The following is a 21,723-nucleotide window of genomic DNA, read 5'->3' as shown; positions in this document are numbered from 1 at the left end:
GCCCGGCGCGGCCGCTTTACGGCGGGCCGCCGGGCGGCGCACCATCGCGAAGGTGGGATCTGTGACGGACAGCGAGCCGGTCGTCGTCGCCGGCGCCGGGCCGGTCGGCCTGGTCACGGCGCTGCTGCTGGCACGGCACGGTGTGCCGAGCGTGGTGCTGGAGGCCGCCGCGCGCCGTGACCCGTCCGGGTCCAGGGCCATCTGCTTCCAGCGGGACGTGCTCGACGTCCTCGACCGGGTCGGGTGCGCCGAGCGGATGATCGCTCGCGGTGTGACCTGGACGACCGGCCGCACCTACTACCGCGGCGACGAACTGTTCTCCGTCACCTTCCCGGACGCGGGGCGCAGCGCCGTCCCACCCTGGATCAACATCTCGCAGGCCGAGGTGGAGGCGTGGCTGCGGGACCTCGCCGCCGCCGAGCCGCTGGTGGAGGTCCGCTACGGGCATACGGTCGACGGCCTCCGCCAGGACGCCGGCGGTGTGGAGGTCGACGCCGGCGTCACCGTGCGCGGAACCCATCTGGTCGGTGCGGACGGCGGGCACGGCGCCGTCCGTGAACTGCTCGGCATCGGCTTCCCCGGGCGCACCTTCGCCGACCGGTTCCTCATCTGCGACATCCGCGCGGACCTGCCGTTCCCGAGCGAGCGGCGATTCTTCTTCGATCCGGAGTGGAACCCGGGCCGGCAGGTCCTGGTCCACCAGTGCCCGGACGGGACGTGGCGCATCGACTGGCAGGTCCCCGCCGACCACGACCTCGAAGCCGAGCGGCGGACGGGCGCACTGGACGCCCGCATCCGCAAGATCGTCGGGGACGTCCCCTACGAGATCGTGTGGGCCACCGTGTACCGGTTCCACGAGCGGTGCGCTGCGGCGTTCGCGTCCGGCCGCGCCTTCCTCGCCGGGGACGCCGCCCACCTGTACGCACCGTTCGGCGCCCGCGGCCTGAACTCCGGCGTCCAGGACGCCGAGAACCTCGCGTGGAAGCTCGCGTTCGTGCGGCGCGGCTGGGCTCCGCCGGAGCTGCTCGGCAGCTACGACATCGAGCGCCGCGCCGCTGCCGAGGAGAACCTCCGCGTCACCACGCGGACGATGGAGTTCCTCGTCCCGCAGACGCCGGAGCAGCGGGCGGTGCGGCTGGAGTCGCTGGAGAGGGCCCGGACCCACCCGGACCCGCGCACGATCATCGACTCGGGCCGGCTCGCCGAGCCGTTCTGGTACCTGGACTCGCCGCTGACGACCCCGTCCGGGCCGGTGGAGGGCTTCCCGCTCGAACCCGGGGCCGTCCGGCCGCCGGTGCCGGGCGTCATCTGCCCGGACGGCCCGTGCGTCGTCGAGGGTGAGCGGACCCGCCTTCGCCGCCTCTTCGGCACGCACTTCGCGGTCCTCACGCAGGCCGGGAGCCTCGCGGAACTGCCGACCGATATCCCGCACCGAATCCACGCATTGGACGACATCGACGTGGACGGAGTGCTCCGGGAGGCTTTGCACTCCGGTCCGGGCACGGTGCACATCGTCCGACCGGACGGCCACCTGGCGGCCGTCCTGCCGTCGTGCGATCCCGGAAGCGTGGTCGCGGCCCTGCACCGGGCCTGCGGACGAGGCTAACCGGCGTCCAGGAGGGCGCGGGCCGCGTTGTGCCCCGGAATGCCGCTGACCCCTCCGCCCCGCCGGGCTCCCGCCCCGCACAGCAGCACGCGGGGGTGCTCGGTCTCCACACCCCAGCGACCCCGCTGATCCGGCACCTCCGCGAAGGGCCAGGACAGGTCCCGATGGAAGATGTGGCCGCCGGGAAGCCCGGTCTCGTTCTCCAGATCGACCGGGGTCTTGACCTCTAGGCACGGTGTGCCGTCCGGGGCGCGCAGCAGGCAGTCTTCGATCGGCTCGGCGAGAACCGTGTCGAAAGAGGCCAACGTCGCGCGCAGGGCTTCCGCGCGTGCGCCTTCCGGATCGGATCGGAAGAGCCGCGCCGGCATATGGAGACCGAACAATGTCAGCGTGTGCGTCCCGGCCGTCCGCAATTCCGCTCCGAGAATGGACGGATCGGTCAGCGAATGGCAGTACACCTCGGCCGGCGGCAATGCCGGAATGCCGCCGTCGCGGGCCTCCCGATACGCCTTGCCGAGCTGCGTCCGGCTCTCGTTGATGTGGAAGGTGCCCGCGAAGGCCTCGTCCGGCCGGACGGACGCGTCGCGCAACCGGGGAAGCCGCGACAGCACCATGTTCACCTTCAGCTGCGATCCCTCGGCGGACGGGTCACCGGGCATGTTGACCAGCACCCACCGGGCCGAGACGGTGTGCTCGGCCCCTTCACGGTCTTGGAATGTCACCTCACCGGCAGGGTCGATGTGCAGGACCTCCATGCCGGTCCGCAGGTCCGCTCCCGCCGCCCGCGCGGCATCGGCGAGCGCCCCGGTGACGGCTCCCATGCCGCCGACCGGCACGTTCCAGTCGCCGGTTCCGTTCCCGATGACGTGGTACAGGAAGCATCGGTTGGCCAGGAGCGAAGGGGCCGACGGGTCGGCGAACGTGCCGATCAGTGAATCGGTCAGGACGACCCCGCGCACGGTGTCGTCCGCGAAACGCTCGTCGACCACGTCTCCGATGGGGCGCTCGAACAGATCGCGCCATGCTTCCTGGTCGTCCACCACCTGGCGGAGTTCCGCTCGGTCGCGCAGCGGCTCCAGCAGCGTCGGCGCGACACGTTCCGCGACCCGTCCGGCCATTTCGTAGAACCGCCGCCAGGCCTCGGCGTCGCCGCCGAGGGACGCCGCCGTCCGTGCCGGGTCCCCGTTGTCGATCAGCAGGCCGCCGTCGCCGGCCGGCGTGTACGAGGCGTATCGCCGTCCCCGCAGCTCGACGTCCAGGCCCAGATCCCGGACGATCCGCGACGGCAGCAGGCTCACCAGATACGAGTACCGCGAGACCCGCGCGTCCACCCCGGGGAATACCCGCGCCGAAACCGCCAGCCCGCCGAGATGCCCGAGCCGCTCCAGCAGCAGCACGCGCCGCCCGGCGCGGGCCAGGTACGCGGCGGCGACCAGCCCGTTGTGACCGCCGCCGGCGATGACCACGTCGTACATGACCCCCAGGGAACCACACTGATCACCGTCCCGGGTGAGGGCGGGGCCCGCCGAAACTCCGTTTGCCGGGGCGGCCGCGGCGAGGATGATGGGGCGGGTGAAGATCCGGCTTTATGGGGGCGTGGTGGCCTCGGGGCGTCATGCCTGGATCGCCGGACCCTCCGGCCCGGTCCGCCTGCTGGACGAGTCGGACGCTCGGCCGGGGACCGCCGTCGCGCTCGGGCCCGAGAACGCGTCCGGGGACGACGTGGCGCACGCCCTCCGGGAGCTGTCCTTGCTCGTGACCGACGGCGGAGCCGTCGCGGCCGGCGCGGGCGTCGACCTCGGCGCCGGCTTCCGCTCCGCCCGGCTGGACGGGGCGCGCGGGGACCAGCGGGACGCCGTCCTGGCCGCACTGCGGGCCGTCGGCCCGCGGAACGCGCACCGGCTCGGGGAGCGGGCCGGGATGCTGGTCGCGCTGTTCGGGCCCGCGGTCACCAAACGGGTCGGCGCCGCCGCCGCGCGGGCGGCCGAGGACGGACGATGGGCCGCCCTGCATCTGGCGTCGGCGGCCAGCGACGTCCTCGGGCCCGAGCAGCTCGAACAGGTCCTCGCCCTCCGTGCGCCCGAAGACGTCGACCTCACGCCCGGCGGACCGCCCTCGGTGCTCGCGCGGTACTTCCGGCAGGTGTTCGAGGACGTCCCCGCGCCCCGCCGGCTCGTGCTGGTCCTCGACCTGTGGGCGCGAGTCGTGGAGCGCCGGACCGGCCTCGCCCGGCGGGAGGCGCGGCTGGCGACGCAGAGCCGCCGCGACCGGCTCGCAGATCTGCGCAGGCGGCGCCGCCACGACGACGACGAACGGATCCTGTTGCGCGTCCGGACGGACCTGGAGACGCAGAAGCCGTCGCTCGCGGACGCGGCGCGCTGGATCCCCGACGAGTTCTACTGGCGCGAGCGGCTCGACCGCGTCCTCCAGGACGCGCTCGGCGCCACCGCCTTGCTCCGGACCGCGCTCGCCGTCGCCGACCACGGCCTGGAGGACGGCCTGGAGCGTTCGGCCCCGATCTTGCGCGCGGCGGTGGTGACGGTGCCGGACTGGGCCGCCGCCGCGGCCGCGCGGCCCGTGCCGGGGCTGACCGGACTTCCGGTGCGTCCGGCCGCCTATGTGCGCGACATCGTGCGCAAGGTGGCCGGTGGCAGGCCGAAGGACGCCAAGTTCACCGGTTACATCAAGCCGCGCCTGGCCTGCGCCCGCGATTTCGCCCTCGTCGTCATCGAGGACATCGGACTCCTGATGAACGAGATGGTCGGAGCTCACGACGACCTGCTGCGCCTGTGGGGAGGCGCCCGCTTGACGGGCTGGCGGGAAAGCGCCGGCTATGGCCGCCCTCCCGCCGAGTGGATGGGCATTCCGCAGTGGACCGGGCCGATGCTGGGCCACGAGGAGCCGCTCCAAAGCCGGCTCACGCCGGCCCAAGACCCGGCGACCGTGGAGAGCAGAGGTGACCTGCTCTGGTACGCGGACCTGATCGACGCCCTCGCCCGGCTGTACGGGCACGAGCTGGCACAGCCCACCCCAGGCACCGGCGAGCCCTGGTTCGACCATGACCCGCCGCCGGAGACCGAGCCGCTGACACCGCGCCTCGACTCGATCATGGTCGCCGTCTCCGGGGCCGCGCAGCTCGTCGCGCTCGGCGGCGTCCCGCCCCGGGCGCCGCGCACCTGGGCGGCCTTCACCGCGGGCCTCATGTCGGCCACCGCGATCACCGAGGCCCTCACCGGCGACTTCGCCGTACCGGCCGCGCTCGCCGCGCTGAACGGGACGGCCGTCCCCGGCGCGGGCGTCCGGCTCAAGATCGCACGCAGCGCCCGGGACGTCGCCGAATGGGCGGACTACATGGGCAACTGCATCGCCGGTCCCGCCTACGTCGAGGACGCCAGGAAGGGCCGGACCGCTCTCGCCGGCCTCTACGACGCGGACGGCCTCCTGGTCGTCAACGCGGAGCTGTCCCCGCTCCGGCCCGCGTCGCGGGGATGGCGCGTCGCCGAGATCGCGGCGAGGTTCAACGACACGCCGGACGCGACCCTGGAACAGCGGTTCCGCGACTGGGTCGGCACGCTCCCCGGGGACGTCGAGGAGGAGACCGTCCAGGCGCCGGAGGAGCTTCCGCCCCTTCGCACCGCGCGACGGCGGGCGGCCCCCCGCCTCGTGGAGGAGGTGGGCCCGGCGCTCAGCGAGCTCGCGGCCGGCGCCGGGACCGGCCCGGCGCGGTCCGGCCCCTTCGCCGCCGTCGCCGCGACCTCGCCGGACGCCGCGCTCGCCCGGCTGCGCCGGCTCGGCGGGGCGCAGCTCGCGGGAGCCGTCCGCCGCGCCCTGGACGAGGGCGCCACCGGCCTCGTCCCGCTCTGGACGAGCACCGGGCACCGTCCGCTCGCCGCCGCGCTCGACGCCCTCGACCCCGCTCTGCGGGACCGCTTCGACCGGCTTCCGCTCCTGCTCGGCGAGCCGCCGCTGCCGAAGACGCTGCGCAGGCTCGTCAAGCTCCCCGCCGTCGCCGACGCCTACTCCCTGGACCTGGTGGCGCGCCGGATCCGCCGCGCGATCGGCCGGCTCGCCGTCCAGGACGACCCGGTGATCGCCCGCGCCCTCGCCAAGCCCACGACCGAGCCGCTGCTCTGCGCGCTCGCCGTCGCGACCACCTGCGGTGCCCCGGAGGCGGACCTCGCGCCCGTGACGCGGCCGCGCACGATCACCGTCCCCGGCTACCCGGCCACCACGCTGGAGGACAAGGAGGGCTGCTGGCAGCGCGCCCTGCCCGCGGCCCGCGAACTGGGCGCCGACACCGCGGCGTTCTGGGACGAGATCGCCGAGCACGGCCTGCGCGTCCCCGCGTCGTGGCTCTCCCATGGCGGTTGGACGGCCCTCTGGTCCCGCGCCCACACCCACCACCACTGATCGCCGGGCCGGGGGCCGAGGTCTAGAGGCGGTGAGGGGGGCGGCGGAAGATGGTGATGGAGTGGCCGACCTCGCCGATCGGCTCGCTGGAGCGGATCAGCGGGGTCAGCCGTGGGTCGTCCTTGGCGATCCAGCTGTCGGACACCACCAGCAGCCCCCGCACTTGGGACGCGGGCGCCGTAAGCGGGTCGTTCGCGTGGATGCCGTAGTAGGACGGGACGCCGCTGCCCTTGTACACCAGCCAGACGGGCTCACCCGGGTAGCGCTCCCGGAGGCGGTCGGCGAGCCGTCCGAGATCCTGGCCCCAGTCGACGTTGGAGTCGTGCAGACGCAGATGGGTCTTCGACGGGCCGCCGAACGCCTCGTTGGAGTAGGGCAGGTAGTAGGGATAGGTCCGCAGCGAACTGACCGCGACGAACAGCAGCAGCGCGGCCGTGACGGCCTTCGTCCACCGCCATCGGAGGAGGGTCACACCGGCTGCCGCTACCCCCAGGAACATCGGGATGTAGACGACGTACCGGACGCCCAGGTCGCGGGCGCCGGTCATCGCCACCACGAGCAGCACGGCCGCGGGGGCGAGGAGGTACGGCGCGGCGGGACGCAGCCGGGGGAGCGCCACCATCGCCGCGACGCCCGCCAGCCACAGGGCCAGCATCCCGAGCGGCGTCTTCACCAGCAGCGCGGCCGGAAGGTAGTACCAGTGGGATCCCCGGTAGGTGTGGCCGAACAGGAAGCCCGTCCACCGCATGTCCTCGAACCCGAACTGGACGCGCATCCCGTCCTGGAAGGTCCTCGGGAAGGGCATCCAGGCGGCGACGAGCCCGCGCACACCGCCGATGGCGGGCACGTCGGCGGGAGTCGTCCAGCGTAGGCGAGGGTCGACCGCGAGATAGCTCGCCCACACCACCGCGACGGCCAGGACACCGACCCCGGCCGCCGACAGCACGCCGCTCACGATGGGGCGGCGGGACGGACGGAATGCCCAGACCGACACGAACACCAGCGCCAGGAGCACCGGCACGGCGGGCAGCGTGCTCATCTTGGTGGCCATGGCCGCGCCGAGCGCGACCCCGGCGAGCGGCAGGTAGAGCCGCGGCCTCCGTCTCGCCCGCCACAGGAGCCACACCGATGTCAGCAGGAAGCCGGCCATCGGGACGTCCAGCGTGGCCAGCGACCCGTGCGCGATGACATCGGGGGAGAAGGCGTAGAGCGTGAGCGCCGCCAGCCCGCCGCCCGGGCCGGTGAGATCACGCGCGAAGGCGAAGATCACCAGCCCGAACAGCAGGGTCAGGACGATGACCGGCAGGCGCGCGGCGAGGAGGATCCGCTGCGCGTCATTGCCCGACCTGTACAGCAGATGCGGCCCGACCTGGTACTGGCCGCCCGTGAAGGCGGTGTCCAGGTGCGGGCCGGCGAGCACCGCCCCCGCGCCGATGATCAGCTTGCCGAGCGGCGGATGCTCGGGGTTGTAGCGGAGGTCGTGCTCCCGCAGATAGACCACGCCGGTGCCGATGTAGACCGGCTCGTCGATGGTCGGCGTCTGCGCCACGGCCGTGGAGACCATCGCGAACGCCATCTGGGCCAGCAGCGCCACCACGGCCGCGACGACCGCCCACCGCCGCCAAGGCACCCGGGACCGCCCCGGCGGCGCCTCAGCCGGAGGCGCCGCGGGCCGGTCGGGGCCCTCGGTCAGCGAGGTCACTCCTCCACCATCGCATCACCCGCTCTGCCAGACGGCGACGTAGTCGACCAGCATGGGGTGGCCCAAGAACATTGCCGCTGTCGGCGTGCTTTGCCCGACGCCCCGATTCTGGTGGGCGCCGGGCATAGCCACGCCACGTTCAGCAGCAGGAATTGACGCGCTCCCTGGCCGGAAGGCCGGGCATTCGGCCTGTGCCGCACCGTCAGGGACGGCACTTCCGTGGCTTCCTGTTTCATTGGGGTTTGCCGCAGCGAACCGTGGTCTTACATCCCCTCCGCAGGCATTTTCTGTCTCCGCCCGTCCGGCGGCGACTGTCACGCTGTGTCCGTCGTGACGTTTCGGAGCTTCCGGAGTCACCCTTCGCCCCGCACATCGAACACACTAGCGCCTCCTATGCCGGTAGTCGGGCAGTCGCGCAAAGTGCGTGGGGCGCGCTCATGCCCTGGCGGACCGAGGACTGGAGTACAGGCCCATAGATCGGTAGCCGAGCGTCTGGGTTGCGATGACGTTCGGTATCTGGACGCGGCCCTCGATGTGCAGAATGCGGCAGTTAACCGCCTTGGAGTCGGTACGGGGCGTCTCGATGCGGGCGAAAGTCCATTCGCCTGACGCCCCTTTGATCGGTGATCTTCAGGTGTCCGGCGCCGCTCTGGCGATATTTGCCGAATCGGCGGTGTGGTGCTGGATCTCTCCGATGCCCCGGTTGCGGGGCGCCCTGGGTATTTGTGGCCGGTGTCATGAGCCAGTTATCCGAGGACGGAAGCGAAGCGGCAGATCCAGTGATGTCGTCGGCCCACACCAGCGGCCAGGACGCCGGCGATGGCGAGCGGGGCGGCGGCGAGCGCCGCCAGGGCGAGCTTCAGCGCTTTCGGGGAATGGAGCCGTGGGAGCGGGTGCGGCATGGTGTGGCCTCAGCCTCCGAAAGCGGTCAGGAAACGGTCACGGAAGGCGCTCATCGGCCACACCGGAGTGTTCTTGCCGGGGCGCAGGCCGTCCTGCCATCCCCAGCCGGAGATCCGGTCCAGCACGGCCTTGTCCTTGGCGACGATCGTGATCGGCACGTCCCGGCTCGCGCCCGGGCCGGTGATGAGCGGCGCGGGCTGGTGGTCGCCGAGGAAGATCAGGACCGAGTCGTCGTCGCCGTAGGTCCGCATGTAGGACACGAGCGTGTTCAGCGTGTACTCGATCGACTTGCGGTATTCGGTGCGGATCTGACCGGGCCCCGGCCAAGGAGCGTTGTACCCCTTGCCCATCCCGTTGAAGACCGAGCCGTCTCCGACCTGGTTCCACGGGACGAGACTGGGAATGGACGCCCACGGCGCGTGGCTGGATACCAGCGCCGTCTCGGCCATCACCGGCGCACGGTCCTTCTTGTCCAGCTCGGTGCGCTGGAGCGTCGACAGGGTGTACTGGTCCGGCATCGTGGCGAAGCTGAAGCGCGGCCCGCGGTAGCCGAGGGTGCGGTCGTCGTAGACCTTGTCGTAGCCGTAGAACGACGCCTCCGGCCAGGCCCGGGTGATCGCCGGCATGAGCGCGACCGTCCGCGCGTCCGCCCGGTGGAACGCCCCGTTCAGCGTCAGCCGGTCACTGTGCACGAGCGTCCGGTACCGCTGCTGGTTGTTGATCCACAGGCCCGACAGCAGGGTGGCGTGGGCCAGCCAGCTGCCCCCGCCCGCCGTCGACGAGGTGAGCCAGCCGCTGCGCGCGGCGAACCCGGACTCGCGGAGCTGCCGCGACCCCTGGTCCAGCACGGCGTCGACCTGCCCGGCGTACTCCGGGCTCTCGACCGCCGAACGCCCGTAGCTCTCGACGAACGCCAGGGTGACGTCCTTCCCCCGCAGCCCCGTCAGCAGCTTGTCGTCGGGCGTGTTGCGGAACTTGTCGACCGCGGCGGCCTTCGCGAACTCCTTCTTGTCGTTCAGGCTCGTCCGCACCTGCCGGGCGTGGTCATAGGCGAGCACCGCCGCGCTCCTGGACGCGACCGGCACACCGTGGACGAACTGCGCCCCGAGCGCGGCGCACAGGACCCAGATCGCGCCGAGGACCCCGGCCCCCCAGGCGGCCGGCCGGTCGTGCCGGACCACCACCCGGCTCAGGCGCAGCGTCGACAGCGCCATCAGCACTATCACGCCGACCGTCAGCACCGCCGCCCCCACGACGGCGCCGATCGCTCCGGCGGACCCCGCCGACTCCTTGACGAACTCCACGCCCGGCGCCAGCATCGGCCAGTCGAGCACCAGGTCGAACGGCCGGACGAGCACCGCGTCGAACCCGATGTCCATCACCTTCAGGACGAACAGCAGCCCGAGAACCGCCCCCGCCGTCAGGGCCACGTACCGCCGCGCCCTCGCCGGCACCACGAGGATCAGCGCGACGCCCAGCACGCCCTCCACGGGGATGCGCACGAAGGCGCCCGGCGTGAGACGCGCGAACTCGGCGGGCGCGACCAGCGCCGCGAGCACGAACAGGAACGCCGCGACGGTCACCGTCCGCCCGGCGACCCGCCGCCATCGCGGCCGCGCGTCCGCTTTCCGGGCTCCGGCCGGCACTTCCTCCTGTGTCTCCCGCTCCACGCGGCTATCGGTGGTCAGTTGGTCCTCCCAGGCTCGTTCCCCCTGCCGCGACCGCGACACCCACTGCACGTCCGCTTCGCGCCAGAGGGTTCAAACGTTTCCATGTTTCTCCCGGCGGGATGTCGAGGAGCGGAAGGCGGCTCCGATCTCCTAGTGAGAGGCGCCGCAAGGGGCGTCCGTTGAGGAGGCATCGACATGAGCAAGGTCACCTGTGACATCACGGTTTCCGTGGACGGCTACGCGGCGGGCCCGAACCAGCGGATGGACGAGCCGCTTGGAGACGGCGGCGAGCTGCTGCACCGGTGGATGTTCGAGGAGGCCGAGGCCAACGCCGAAGAGGTCGAGAAGATCACCTCGGCCGGCGCCTACATCATGGGACGAAACATGTTCGCGTCCGGCCGGGGCGACTGGGATCTGGAATGGAACGGCTGGTGGGGCGACGAGCCGCCGTACCACGCACCGGTGTTCGTCCTGACCCACTACCCGCGCGAGCCCGTCCCGATGAAGGGCGGGACGACGTTCTTCTTCGTCACCGACGGCGTCGAGTCGGCGCTGGCCCAGGCGCGGCAGGCCGCTGGGGACCGGGACATCGCGATCGCGGGCGGCGCCCACACCGTGAACCAGTACCTCGCGGCGGGGCTGATCGACGAGCTCCGGCTGCACGTCGCGCCGATCGTCCTCGGCCGGGGCGAGCGCCTCTTCGAGGGCGTCGGCGACCTCTCGCTCGAACCGGCCGGCGCGTCCCGCACCGAGCTGGTCACCCACGTGACCTACCGCGTCAGCCGACGCGGATGATCTTCAGCAGGCGGGCGACCTCGGCGGCGACCGCGTCGCGGGCCGCGGCGACGTAGCGGCGCGGGTCCACGAGGGCGGGGTCGGCGGCGAGCCGCTCGCGGACGGCCCCGGTGTACACCTTGTTCAGCTGCGTCGCGATGTTGATCTTCGTCATGCCGTGCCGGACGGCGGCGGTGAGCGCCTCGTCGGGCACCCCGGACGAGCCGTGCAGCACCAGCGGCACGGGCACGGCGTCGCGCAGCCGCGCGATGAGGGGAAGGTCCAGGACGGCGTCGCGGGTGAGCATGGCGTGGGACGTGCCGACCGCGACGGCGAGGGCGTCCACGCCGGTGGCGGCCACGAAGCCCGCGGCTTCCCCCGGGTCGGTCCGGGCGTGCGGGGCGTGCACGCCGTCCTTGCCGCCGATCTCGCCGAGCTCGGCCTCGACCCAGACCCCGCCCGCGTGGCAGCGCGCGGCGACCTCGGCGGTGGCCGCCACGTTCGCGTCGTGCGCGAGCCGGGAGGCGTCGAACATCACCGACCCGAACCCGAGGTCCACGGCCTCGCCGACCAGGCCGGCCGAGGTGGCGTGGTCCAGATGGACGACGACCGGCACGGCGGCGGCGCGCGCGACCGCCAGCACCGCCCGCCCGATCGGCGCGAGCGCGCCGTGGTAGGCGACGCAGTTCTCGCTGACCTGGAGCACCACGGGCGCCCCCATGCGCTCCGCGCCGGTGACGATCGCCTCGGCGTGCTCCAGCTGGATCACGTTGAACGCCCCGAGCCCCCGCCCGGGCGCGCCGACGGCCTCACTCATGGGGACGAGCGGCATGGTCCTCCTCGGCTCGGACGCTGACATGGGGGAGGAGCGCGGGGACCGCGGCGGCGTCGATCTCACCGGCGACGGGAGAGCGGACCGCGCAGGCGGCCAGCGCGACCGCGTTCCGGAGCAGGTCCGGCCAGGGCCGGTCCACCGCGAGCCCCGCCGCCAGCCCGGCGGCGAGCGCGTCTCCCGCGCCCGTCGGGTTGCCCGGGACGGGACGGTCGAGGGCGGCGCGCAGGGCACCGCCGGGGGTGTCCGCGACGACCCCGCCCGCGCCGAGGGAGGCGACCACGGTCCGCGCGCCCGCCGCGCGGAGCGCGCGGATGCCGGCCGCCGTGTCGCCGGTGCCGCTCACGCGGGCCAGTTCCTCGGCGTTCGGTTTCACCACGGCGGGGCGTCCGGCGAGCCCGAGCCGCAGCGCCTCCCCGTCGGCGTCCAGGATCACCGGGCCGGGGGCGAGGCGGGTGAGCCGCGCGTAGGCGTCCGGCGGGACGCCCGGGGGCAGACTCCCCGACAGGACGACCACGGCGGCGTCCCGGGCCAGCGTCTCGTAGCGGGCGAGGAACGCCGCCCATTCGGCGGCGGTCACGGTGGGCCCGGGCTCGCAGAACATCGTCACCTCGGCGCCGACGACCGTGACCGTGCGGCGCGACTCCCCGGCTACCGGCGTGAACGCGGCGGGCACGCCCAGGGCGGCGAGCCCTTCCTCGATCTGCCGCCCGGCGGCGCCGCCGGCGAGCCCGGTGGCCACGACCTCGTGGCCGAGGCCGTGCAGCACCCGGGCCACGTTGACGCCCTTGCCGCCGGGCCGCCGGTGCACCGCGGCCACCCGGTTGACCTCGCCGAACCGCGCGTCCGGCACCTCGTAGGTGTCGTCGAGGGCCGCGTTCGGCGTGACCGTGAGGATCATGCGCCCCCGTCCCCGGAGGCGGGGTCCAGGATCACCGAGCGGGTGAGGTGCCGGGGCCGTTCGGGATCGAGGCCCGCCGCCGTCGCGCGCGCGACCGCGAGCCGCTGCACCCGGATCAGGTCGGCGAGCGGGTCGGCGCCGGCGGCGCGCAGCAGCCCGCCGGTCGCGGCCACCTCGCCGGCCAGGCCGTCCGGGAGCCCACCGAACATCCACACCGCGCGGCCGGGGCCGGTGACGCTGATCGGCCCGTGCCGGTACTCCATCGCCGGGTACGCCTCCGTCCAGAAGCACGCGGCCTCGCGCATCTTCAGGGCGGCCTCCTGCGCGATCCCGACCGTCCAGCCGCGGCCGAGAAACGTGACCTGCCCGACGTCCAGCAGCTCCGGCGGGAGCGGATCGGTCACGGCGGCCTCGGCGTCCGCGATCGCGGCCGTCAGGTCCTCGCCGAGGTGGGCGCGCAGCAGCGCCAGCTGGGTGGTGGCGAACCGGGTCTGGACGACCGACTCCTCGTCCGCGAAGTCCAGGGAGATCACCTCGCCCGCGCTCCCGGCGACCGGGGTGTCCGGGTCGGCGGTGATCGCGGTCGTCCGGACGGCGCCGCCGAGCCCGTCCAGGACGGCGAGGACCTCGGTCGTCGTCCCGGACCGGGTGAGCGCCAGCACCCGGTCGTAACGGCGGGCGAGCGGCATCTCCGAGGCGGCGAAGGCGTCGGTCTCACCGTGCCCCGCGCCCTCCCGCAGCGCCGCGTACGCCTGCGCCATGAACAGCGAGGTGCCGCATCCGACGACCGCCACCCGCTCCCCGCGGGCCGGCAGCGCGTCCCGCAGCCCGGCGGCCAGCCCGGCGGCGCGCCGCCAGCACTCCGGCTGCGCGGCGATCTCGCTCATGATGCGGTTGTCGGCCATGAATTCTCCTGACGTCTCTCGACCGGTTCGGACGCGGAGCCTCCGGGCGGCCCGGCCGGGCTCCCGGCGTGGCGGGCCGCTTCGGCGGCCTCGGTCCAGGTGGGCTGGGCTCGGGTTCCGCCGTGCGCGCGGGTGGACAACGCTCCGGCGGCGGTCGCCAGCGCGAGACATCCGGCCAGGTCGAGACCGCGCAGCCGGGCGGCCAGGAAACCGGCGTCGAACGAGTCCCCCGCCCCCACCGTGTCCAGCGGCTCCGCCGGGACGGGGGCGGCCCGCACGAGCCCCCCGTCCCACGCCAGGGCGCCCTCGGCACCGCACTTGATCACCGGCAGGACCCCGCGCGCCGCCAGCCGCCGGGCGGCCTCGGCGACGTCCTCGCATCCGGCGATGGCCCGGGCCTCGGACTCGTTCGGCAGCAGCACATCGGTCACGGCGAGCACGGCATCGAGCCCCGCCCACCGCCCGGACGGATCGTCATTGGTGTCGAGCGAGGTGGTCGCCCCGCCCGCGCGCGCCGTGGCGAACAACGCGGGCAGGCCGGCCGCCAGCCCCGGCTGAAGGAAGTACGAAGCGGCATGCACGTGCCGGGCGCCCAGCAGCGCCTTCGCGGGGACGTCCTCCGCCGTCATCTCCGGCAGCGTTCCCGGCGCGGTCAGGATCGCGCGGTCGGCGCCCTCGTTGAGGATCACCGTGAGCCCGGTCGGAATCTCGGGATCGACCGTGCACGCCGACACGTCCACACCCTGGTCGGCGAGGGCGCCGAGCACGAACCGCCCGGCCGCGTCGTCCCCGACCCGCCCCGCGAACGCGACGCGCAGACCGAGCCGCGCCGCCCCGCACGCCATGATCGCCGCGGACCCGCCCAGCGCCAGCTCGCCGTGCCGGACCAGCTCCTCCCGCTGCCCGAACACCGGCCGCCGCGGCGCGTCCACCAGCACGACGTCCGGGTTGGCGTCACCGACCACGAGCAGATCGACCGCGTCGCCCACCACACCTCCGCATGCGCGTTCACGCTCAAAACTCCCGCCAATCATCCGCAAACAATCACCACCGCACAAGAGCAGACCCCGCCGGTGTTCGCAGGAGCCGACGGGTCGGACCGGGGAGTGGGAGCGTCAGGGGCGCACAGGGAGGCCGTCGCCGCAGAGGTGGAGGCAGTCGCCGGATCTGGTGGTCGGCAGGGGTGATATGTGCGAATTGACCTTGCGTCCTGACATCGGGGGCCGTCCTCCGGCAGCGCGGTGGGCCCAGGCCCAATGGAACGTTCCCGCCTCCCGACAGGACCCCCTGACTCCATTGTCGGCCTGACTGACTTTGTGCACGTCAGCGAAGTGAATGACGGACTTCGAGCAGGTTCCGCCCAGGGTGGTGACGGATGTCGAGCAAGAGTGTTACGTTCCACGGCGTGACATCGAGCAAGCGTCGTGCGCAGATCGTGTCGTCCCTGCGCACCAAGGGCGCCGCCTCCGTGCGGGAGCTGGCCGAGACCCTCCAGGTGAGCGAGTCGACGATCCGGCGTGACCTGGACGTGCTCGACCGCAACGGCGAGCTCCTGCGGACCTACGGGGGAGCGGCCCTGTCGCCCCGCACGGCGGTGCCCGAGATCTCCTTCGCGGCGTCGGCGGAGCACGACAGCGCGGAGAAGGCCGCGGTGGCCGAGCGGGCGGCGGCGCTGGTGGAGGACGACATGGTCGTCGTGCTCGACATCGGGACCAGCACCAGGCTGATCGCCCGGCATCTGCGCGGCCGGCCCGTCACCGTCATCACCGCCAATCTGGCCGTGCTGGACGAACTGCGCGACGACGAGGCCGTCCGGCTGTGCCTGCTCGGCGGTGTCGTGCGGCGCAACTACCTCTCCCTCGTCGGGTCGCTCACCGAGACGACGCTCCGCCAGGTGCGCGCCGACCTCGTGTTCCTCAGCTGCACCGGAGTGCGGCCGGACGGGCACGTCATGGACGACATGGAGGTCGAGACGCCGATCAAGCAGGCGATGCTCGAATCCGCGGACCGGGTGGTGCTGGTCGCCTCGGAGGCGAAGTTCCCCGGCACCGGCTCGCTGCGGGTGTGCGCGTTCGACCGGATCGACGCGCTGGTCACGACCGCCGGGGCCGACCCCCGGACGCTCGAGGTCTGCCGGGAGGCGGGCGGGAAGGTGTTCTTCGCATGAAGCTGGCCATACTCGGCGGTGGCGGGTTCCGGGTGCCGTACGTGTACCAGGCCCTGTTGCAGGACCCGGGCTCTCCGCGCATCGAGGAGGTCTGGCTCCAGGACTCCGACGCCGGCCGCCTGGAGGCGATGGCGGCGGTGCTCGGCGCGCTCGCCGAAGGGGTCGAGGACGCGCCGCGGGTGTTCACCGGCACCGGGCTTGACAAGGCCCTGGAAGGGGCTGACTTCGTCTTCTCCGCCGTCCGGGTGGGCGGCCTCAAAGGGCGTGTGTGCGACGAGCGGGTCGCCCTGGACCTGAACGTCCTCGGGCAGGAGACCACCGGTCCCGGCGGGATCGCGTACGGGCTGCGCACCATTCCCGTCATGCTCGACATCGCGCACCGCGTGAAGGCCCTCGCGCCGGACGCCTACGTCATCAACTTCACCAACCCCGCCGGAATGATCACCGAGGCGATGCAGGGCGTGCTCGGCGACCGGGTGCTCGGCATCTGCGACACCCCGTCCGGGCTCGGCATGCGGGTGGCCGCGGCCCTCGGGCTGGATCCGGGCCGGATCCGGCTCGACTACGTCGGCCTGAACCATCTCGGCTGGATGCGCCGCATCCTGCACGACGGCGTCGACGTCCTGCCCCGGATGCTCGCCGACGAGGAGTTGCTGGGGACGCTGGAGGAGGGCGTGGTCTTCGGCCGTGACTGGCTGCGCGACCTCGGCGTGATCCCCAACGAGTACCTGTACTACTACTACTTCAACCGGGAGGCGGTCCGCGCCACCCTGGACGCGCCGCAGACCCGCGGCGAGTTCCTGCTCAAGCAGCAGGAGGCGTTCTATGAGCGGATCGCGGCGGCGTCCGGCGGCACGGCCATGGAACTGTGGCGCGAGACGGTGGCGTCCCGCAGCGCGAGCTACATGGCCGAGATGAAGGGCGCTCGGACCGGCGAGGCCCTCGACGACCACGCCGGCATCGACCCCGCGGACGAGGGATACGCCCGGGTCGCGCTGAACGTGATGGCCGCGATCAGCCGCGACGAGCGCGCCACCATGATCCTCAACGTGCGGAACGGCTCGACCGTCACCGCCCTCCCGCCGGACGCGGTCGTCGAGGTGCCGGTCACCGTCGACGCCGCCGGCGTCCACCCGCTCGTCCTCGACCAGCCCGACCTCCACCAGACCGGGCTCATGCAGCAGGTCAAGGCCGTGGAGCGGCTGACCGTGCAGGCCGCCACCACCGGTTCGCGGGCGGACGCCGTCAAGGCGTTCGCCCTGCACCCCCTGGTCGACTCCGTGGAGATCGGGCGGCGGCTGCTCGACGGCTACATCGACCGGATTCCCGAGGTCGCCGGCGTCTTCACGGCCGGTGGCCGATGACCCCCGCGACCGACCTCAGCCCCGACGGCCCTCGTGAGGAGGAGTCATGACAGCGGAGACCCTGGACGGGAGCGCGGACCCGGGACCGGGCGGGGCGGCGGCCCCCGGCCGGCCGCCCGAGCCGTCCCTGGCCGACCCGTGCGCCGAGCGGGGCCTCGCCGCGGACATGCTGCACCGCGCGGACGACGCCGGTGCGGCGCCCGAGCTGGACGTCTTCCTGAGCGGCCAGGTCTTCATGGACATGATCTTCACCGGGCTGCCCGGGCTGCCGCCGCCCGGGACGGAGCTGTTCACCGAGGGGCTCGGCTCGGCGCCCGGCGGCGTCGCGAACATCGCGGTGGCGATGAGCCGGCTCGGCCTGCGGGTCGGGCTCGCGGCCCCGTTCGGGGACGACATGTTCGGCGCCTACCTGTGGCGGACGCTCGCCGAGCAGGAGGGCATCGACCTCGGGCACTCCCGCAAGATCACCGGCTGGCCCACGCCCGTCACGGTGTCGCTGGCCTACGACTCCGACCGCAGCATGGTCACCTACGCCAAGCCCATGCCGGACCTCGCTCCGGCGGAGGAGCCGACGGCCGGCGCGGAGGCGGTGCTCGGCTCCCCGCCGCCCGCCGCGCGGGCCTGCTTCGTCGACATCGAGCGTCCCGTGCCGGGCTGGGCCGGGGAGATGCGGCGGTCGGGCACCACCGTCTTCGCCGACCTCGGCTGGGACGCGACCGAGACCTGGTCGACCGAGGTGCTCGACCGGCTGGAGCACGTGGACGTGTTCCTGCCGAACGCCGTGGAGGCCATGGCCTACACGCGCGCCGGGACGCCCGAGGAGGCCGCCCGCAGGCTCTCCGAGCGGGTCCCGGTCGTGGTGGTGAAGCGCGGCGGCGCGGGGGCCGTCGCGATCGACTCGGCGACCGGCGAGGTCGCCGAGACCGAGGCGCTGCCGGTGCGCCCGCTCGACGCCACCGGGGCCGGCGACGTGTTCGGCGCGGGATTCCTGTTCGGGACGCTCGCGGGGCTCCCGCTCGCCGAACGGCTGCGGTTCGCCAACCTGTGCGCGGGCCTGTCCGTCCGGCACCGCAGCGGCTCGCTCGGGGCGCCGTGCTGGGGGGAGATCGCCGCGTTCGGCGAGTCCGGCGAGGTCCCCGAATCCGTCCTCGAACAGTACGCCTTCGTCGTGGACTTCATCCCCGACTCGGCGACCGACACCGTCGTCCGGGCCGAGCCCACCCTCCGGGCCGAGCCTCAGCAGCCGTCCTGACCCGGGACAGAGAGACAAGGGAGCCGCTGGAATGCCGACACTGACGAGGCGAGGGGCGGCCGCGGCGGTCGCGGCCCTCGCGACCGTGCTCGCCGCCGCGTGCGCCCCCGGTTCGTCCGGCGACGAGCCGGAGAGCAAGGCGCCCGCCGCGGTGAACACCGACGTGGCCAAGGCCGGGAACGTGACCCTCACCGTCTGGGACCAGGAGGTCCAGGGCGGGCAGAAGAAGCAGATCGAGAAGCTCAACGCGCAGTTCCAGGCCAAGTACCCCAACGTGAAGATCAAGCGGGTGTCGCGGTCGTTCACCGACCTGCAGTCGACGCTGCGGCTCGCCCTGTCGGGCGGCAACCCGCCGGACGTCGTGGAGGCCAACCAGGGCTACGCGTCCATGGCGCAGTACGTCAAGGCCGGGATGCTCCTCCCGCTGGACTCCTACGACAAGGTCTACGGGTGGAGTAAGCGGTACCCCAAGGGCCTGCTCGACCTCAACAGCGTCACCGACGGCGGGAAACTGATCGGCTCGGGCAAGCTGTACGGCGTCTCCCTGAACGGTGAGATCGTCGGGCTCTACTACAACAAGGAGAAGCTCGCCAAGCTGGGCATCCAGCCGCCGAAGACATGGGCGGAGTTCGACCAGGCGCTCGGCACCGCGAAGAGCAAGGGCGAGGTCCCGATCGCGTTCGGCAACCTGGAGAAGCTGCCCGCGATGCAGCTGTACGGCATCCTCCAGGACGGCGTGACCGACAAGGAGTCCGTCCGCAAGCTCGTGTTCGGCAGCGGCGGCGCCTGGACGGACGCCCCGAACGTCCAGGCGGCGCAGAAGCTCGCCGACTGGTCGAAGAAGGGCTTCTTCACCAAGGACGCCAACTCCGTCAAATGGGACGACACCCCGGTGAACTTCGCCAAGGGCGAAGGCGTGTTCATGTTCGGCGGCACCTGGTGGGCGTCCGAGCTGAGCGACAAGATGAAGGACAAGGCCGGCTTCATGCTGCCGCCCGCCGCGCAGGCCGGGGCGCCGACGGCGACGATGGGCGGCGAGAGCCTGCCCTGGTCGATCACCGCCAAGAGCAAGCACGCGGACGTCGCCGCGGCCTACATCAACTTCATCACCTCGCCCGAGGCGATGGACGTCTCCGTCGAGACCGGCAACCTGCCGGTGCTCGCCGCGCCGTCCAAGCAGCCCTCGGCGACGCTGCTGAAGGAGGTGTCGGCGGCCTGGGCGGAGCTGAGCAAGAGCGACGGCGTCACCCCGTACATCGACTACGCCACGCCGACCTTCGCCGACGCGTTCGGCGGCCCGCTGCAGGAGCTCATCGCCGGCCGGAAGCCGGCCGACGAGGTCATGAAGGCCGCGCAGGACGACTACACCGCCTTCCAGAAGAAGAAGTAGGGATCGGGTCCGTCCGTCCCGGCCGCGCCTCGTCCACGGCGCGGCCGGGCGCCGGACCGGGCCGGACGCAGGACAAGGAGCCCGCACATGACGACCGTCGCGCGGCGAAAGACCCCGAAGTCCAGGCGTGAGGCGTCGGCCCCGCGTGCGGCGCTCCGGGACGGCGCCTCCGCGCCTCCCGGGGAGGCCCGGGGAGTCGGCTGGCTGTACGTCCTGCCCGCGCTGCTGGTGTACGGGGCGTTCCTGCTGTGGCCGCTGGTGCGGGGCGCGCAGTTCTCCCTGTACCACTGGGACGGCCTGGGCCCGGCGACATGGGCGGGGTTCTCCAACTACACCGCCATCTGGTCGGACCCGGCGTTGCGGGGCGCGTTCGGGCACCTGCTCGTCCTCGTCGTGTTCTACTCCGTCCTGCCATGCTGCATCGCGTTCGTGCTGGTCGGCGCGATGTCGCGGACGAGGATCCGCGGCCTCACGTTCTTCCGGACGGTGCTGTTCCTGCCCCAGGTCGTCGCGATGGTGGCGGTGGCCGTGGCGTGGCGGTGGGTGTACTCCACCGACGGGCCGGTCAACACCGTCCTCGGCTGGCTGCACGCGCTCGGCCTGCCCGACTGGCGGCACGGCTGGTTCGGCGACTTCACCTTCGCGCTGCCCGCGGTGGGGGTCGTCGGGACCTGGGTCGGGATCGGGCTCGCGATGGTGCTGTTCCTCGCCGGGGTGCAGAAGATACCGCGCGAGCTGTACGAGGCCGCCCGGATCGACGGTGCGGGCGCCGTGCGCGAGTTCCTCGCGGTCACCCTGCCCGGGCTGCGCCGCGAGCTGGCGGTGGCGCTCACGCTGACGACCATCATCGCGGTCCGCAACTTCGACCTCATCTACATGGCCACCTCGGGTGGGCCGGGCGACGCGACGAAGGTGCCCGCCTACGAGGTCTACAACCGCACGTTCAACACCGGCGAGGTCGGGCTCGGGTGCGCGATCGGCGTCACGCTGGCGGTGCTGGCGTTCGCCGTCACGGCCGGGATCCGGCGGCTCGTGGAAGGGAAGGGCGCATGACCGGGCGGACGGAACGGTTCGTCAACCACGCGATCCTGGCCGTCTTCGCGGTCATCGCCGTATTCCCCATGATCGGGATCGTGGCGCAGGCGCTGCGGCTGCCCGACCTCGACGTCTCCGCGTTCGGGACGGCATGGCGGGAAGGCCATTTCGCCACCTACATGCGCAACAGCGTCATCGTCACGGTCATCACCGTGGTCGTGGCCGCGGTGCTGTCGATCACGGCCGGGTACGCGCTCGGCACCATGCGGTTCCGCGGTTCCGGCGCGGTGTTCCTGCTGTTCCTCGCCGGGCTGACCATCCCGACGGAGGCCATCGTCGTCCCGCTCTACTTCGACCTGAGGTCGGCGGGGCTCGACAACACCTACGCGGGGCTCATCCTCCCGCAGGTGGCGATGTCGGTGGCCTTCGGGACGTTCTGGATGCGCGCCTACTTCCGCAGCGTCCCGCGGTCCCTGCTGGAGGCGGCCCGTATCGACGGCGCGTCCAGCTGGACCACGCTGTGGCGGGTGCTGGTGCCGGTCGGCCGCCCGGCCATCCTCACCATGCTGCTGCTGACCACCATGTGGACCTGGAACGAATTCCTGCTCCCCCTGGTGATCATCAACTCGGACGAGGGGCTGCGCACCGCACCGCTCGGGCTGTCCTTCTTCCAGGGCACCCACAAGACCGACTATTCGCTGCTCATGGCGGGCGCGCTGATCATCGCCGCGCCCATCGTGATCGTCTATGTCTTCCTGCAGCGCCAGTTCATCGCAGGAATGCTCTCGGGGGCCGTCAAGGAGTAGGGAAAG

The 21,723-nt window shown here is 72.8% G+C and carries 16 protein-coding genes; 9 read left to right on the top strand and 7 right to left on the bottom strand.

Going from position 1 to position 21,723, the window contains the following annotated elements; all coding sequences use genetic code 11:
* Positions 1-52: 52 nt before the first annotated feature.
* Positions 53-1,606 carry an FAD-dependent monooxygenase gene (locus ACQPXG_RS28095; RefSeq protein WP_433462117.1) on the top strand — a complete coding sequence of 518 codons (1,554 nt, stop codon included), beginning with the start codon at positions 53-55 and terminating at the stop codon, positions 1,604-1,606.
* Here the strand turns inward: ACQPXG_RS28095 and ACQPXG_RS28090 are convergent.
* Positions 1,603-3,081 (bottom strand): phytoene desaturase family protein, encoded by a 1,479-nt coding sequence (locus tag ACQPXG_RS28090; RefSeq protein ID WP_433462116.1) that lies wholly within the window; start codon positions 3,079-3,081, stop codon positions 1,603-1,605. The genes ACQPXG_RS28095 and ACQPXG_RS28090 overlap by 4 nt on opposite strands.
* A gap of 97 nt (positions 3,082-3,178) precedes the next feature.
* Here ACQPXG_RS28090 and ACQPXG_RS28085 point away from each other — a divergent pair, with 97 nt between their 5' ends.
* Positions 3,179-6,016, top strand: a complete 2,838-nt coding sequence (locus ACQPXG_RS28085) for a hypothetical protein (RefSeq protein ID WP_433462115.1) — start codon at positions 3,179-3,181, stop codon at positions 6,014-6,016.
* A 22-nt stretch (positions 6,017-6,038) separates the two neighbouring features.
* Here ACQPXG_RS28085 and ACQPXG_RS28080 read toward each other — a convergent pair whose 3' ends face one another.
* Positions 6,039-7,718, bottom strand: a complete 1,680-nt coding sequence (locus ACQPXG_RS28080) for an ArnT family glycosyltransferase (protein ID WP_433462114.1) — start codon at positions 7,716-7,718, stop codon at positions 6,039-6,041.
* Between the two features lie 911 nt (positions 7,719-8,629).
* On the bottom strand, positions 8,630-10,291 hold the full coding sequence (locus tag ACQPXG_RS28075) for a sulfatase (protein WP_433462113.1): 1,662 nt from the start codon (positions 10,289-10,291) through the stop codon (positions 8,630-8,632).
* 195 nt (positions 10,292-10,486) lie between these two features.
* Here ACQPXG_RS28075 and ACQPXG_RS28070 point away from each other — a divergent pair, with 195 nt between their 5' ends.
* The gene (locus tag ACQPXG_RS28070) at positions 10,487-11,086 is read left to right on the top strand and encodes a dihydrofolate reductase family protein (RefSeq protein ID WP_433462112.1); all 600 of its coding nucleotides are present in this window, start codon (positions 10,487-10,489) and stop codon (positions 11,084-11,086) included.
* Here the strand turns inward: ACQPXG_RS28070 and ACQPXG_RS28065 are convergent.
* The 4 genes from ACQPXG_RS28065 to ACQPXG_RS28050 are packed head-to-tail and all read right to left on the bottom strand — an operon-like array spanning position 11,070 to position 14,692.
* Complete coding sequence (locus ACQPXG_RS28065) at positions 11,070-11,897, bottom strand: class II fructose-bisphosphate aldolase (RefSeq protein ID WP_433462111.1); 828 nt, start codon at positions 11,895-11,897, stop codon at positions 11,070-11,072. The genes ACQPXG_RS28070 and ACQPXG_RS28065 overlap by 17 nt on opposite strands.
* Complete coding sequence (locus tag ACQPXG_RS28060) at positions 11,875-12,798, bottom strand: 1-phosphofructokinase family hexose kinase (protein ID WP_433462110.1); 924 nt, start codon at positions 12,796-12,798, stop codon at positions 11,875-11,877. The genes ACQPXG_RS28065 and ACQPXG_RS28060 overlap by 23 nt, the downstream gene beginning before the upstream one ends.
* On the bottom strand, positions 12,795-13,703 hold the full coding sequence (locus ACQPXG_RS28055) for an SIS domain-containing protein (RefSeq protein ID WP_433462109.1): 909 nt from the start codon (positions 13,701-13,703) through the stop codon (positions 12,795-12,797). The genes ACQPXG_RS28060 and ACQPXG_RS28055 overlap by 4 nt, the downstream gene beginning before the upstream one ends.
* On the bottom strand, positions 13,682-14,692 hold the full coding sequence (locus ACQPXG_RS28050; RefSeq protein WP_433462108.1) for a carbohydrate kinase family protein: 1,011 nt from the start codon (positions 14,690-14,692) through the stop codon (positions 13,682-13,684). Before ACQPXG_RS28050 ends, ACQPXG_RS28055 begins: the two co-directional genes overlap by 22 nt.
* Positions 14,693-15,108: 416 nt before the next feature.
* Here ACQPXG_RS28050 and ACQPXG_RS28045 point away from each other — a divergent pair, with 416 nt between their 5' ends.
* From ACQPXG_RS28045 to ACQPXG_RS28020, 6 genes are all read left to right on the top strand, one after another.
* Positions 15,109-15,870, top strand: coding sequence for a DeoR/GlpR family DNA-binding transcription regulator (locus tag ACQPXG_RS28045; protein WP_433462107.1), 762 nt, complete (start codon positions 15,109-15,111; stop codon positions 15,868-15,870).
* On the top strand, positions 15,867-17,234 hold the full coding sequence (locus ACQPXG_RS28040; RefSeq protein ID WP_433462106.1) for a 6-phospho-beta-glucosidase: 1,368 nt from the start codon (positions 15,867-15,869) through the stop codon (positions 17,232-17,234). The genes ACQPXG_RS28045 and ACQPXG_RS28040 overlap by 4 nt, the downstream gene beginning before the upstream one ends.
* A gap of 46 nt (positions 17,235-17,280) precedes the next feature.
* Complete coding sequence (locus ACQPXG_RS28035) at positions 17,281-18,486, top strand: carbohydrate kinase family protein (protein ID WP_433462105.1); 1,206 nt, start codon at positions 17,281-17,283, stop codon at positions 18,484-18,486.
* Positions 18,487-18,517: 31 nt separating this feature from the next.
* Positions 18,518-19,876, top strand: a complete 1,359-nt coding sequence (locus tag ACQPXG_RS28030) for an extracellular solute-binding protein (RefSeq protein ID WP_433462104.1) — start codon at positions 18,518-18,520, stop codon at positions 19,874-19,876.
* 87 nt (positions 19,877-19,963) lie between these two features.
* Positions 19,964-20,929 carry a carbohydrate ABC transporter permease gene (locus tag ACQPXG_RS28025; protein ID WP_433462103.1) on the top strand — a complete coding sequence of 322 codons (966 nt, stop codon included), beginning with the start codon at positions 19,964-19,966 and terminating at the stop codon, positions 20,927-20,929.
* The gene (locus ACQPXG_RS28020; protein ID WP_433462102.1) at positions 20,926-21,717 is read left to right on the top strand and encodes a carbohydrate ABC transporter permease; all 792 of its coding nucleotides are present in this window, start codon (positions 20,926-20,928) and stop codon (positions 21,715-21,717) included. The genes ACQPXG_RS28025 and ACQPXG_RS28020 overlap by 4 nt, the downstream gene beginning before the upstream one ends.
* The last annotated feature ends 6 nt before the right edge of the window (positions 21,718-21,723 follow it).

This window comes from Spirillospora sp. CA-128828 (genome assembly GCF_050945415.1).
Taxonomy (GTDB): Bacteria; Actinomycetota; Actinomycetes; order Streptosporangiales; family Streptosporangiaceae; genus Spirillospora.
The sequence above is the reverse complement of the archived record's forward strand: the minus strand, read 5'-3'. Positions and strand labels throughout refer to the sequence as shown.

Excerpts from the sequence above, each read along its gene's own strand:
- ACQPXG_RS28090 (WP_433462116.1), bottom strand. The coding sequence starts at position 3,081 with ATGTACGACGTGGTCATCGCCGGCGGCGGTCACAACGGGCTGGTCGCC.
- ACQPXG_RS28065 (WP_433462111.1), bottom strand. The coding sequence starts at position 11,897 with ATGCCGCTCGTCCCCATGAGTGAGGCCGTCGGCGCGCCCGGGCGGGGG.
- ACQPXG_RS28055 (WP_433462109.1), bottom strand. The coding sequence starts at position 13,703 with ATGGCCGACAACCGCATCATGAGCGAGATCGCCGCGCAGCCGGAGTGC.
- ACQPXG_RS28070 (WP_433462112.1), top strand. The coding sequence starts at position 10,487 with ATGAGCAAGGTCACCTGTGACATCACGGTTTCCGTGGACGGCTACGCG.
- ACQPXG_RS28035 (WP_433462105.1), top strand. The coding sequence starts at position 17,281 with ATGACAGCGGAGACCCTGGACGGGAGCGCGGACCCGGGACCGGGCGGG.
- ACQPXG_RS28025 (WP_433462103.1), top strand. The coding sequence starts at position 19,964 with ATGACGACCGTCGCGCGGCGAAAGACCCCGAAGTCCAGGCGTGAGGCG.
- ACQPXG_RS28020 (WP_433462102.1), top strand. The coding sequence starts at position 20,926 with ATGACCGGGCGGACGGAACGGTTCGTCAACCACGCGATCCTGGCCGTC.
- ACQPXG_RS28060 (WP_433462110.1), bottom strand. The coding sequence starts at position 12,798 with ATGATCCTCACGGTCACGCCGAACGCGGCCCTCGACGACACCTACGAG.
- ACQPXG_RS28040 (WP_433462106.1), top strand. The coding sequence starts at position 15,867 with ATGAAGCTGGCCATACTCGGCGGTGGCGGGTTCCGGGTGCCGTACGTG.
- ACQPXG_RS28030 (WP_433462104.1), top strand. The coding sequence starts at position 18,518 with ATGCCGACACTGACGAGGCGAGGGGCGGCCGCGGCGGTCGCGGCCCTC.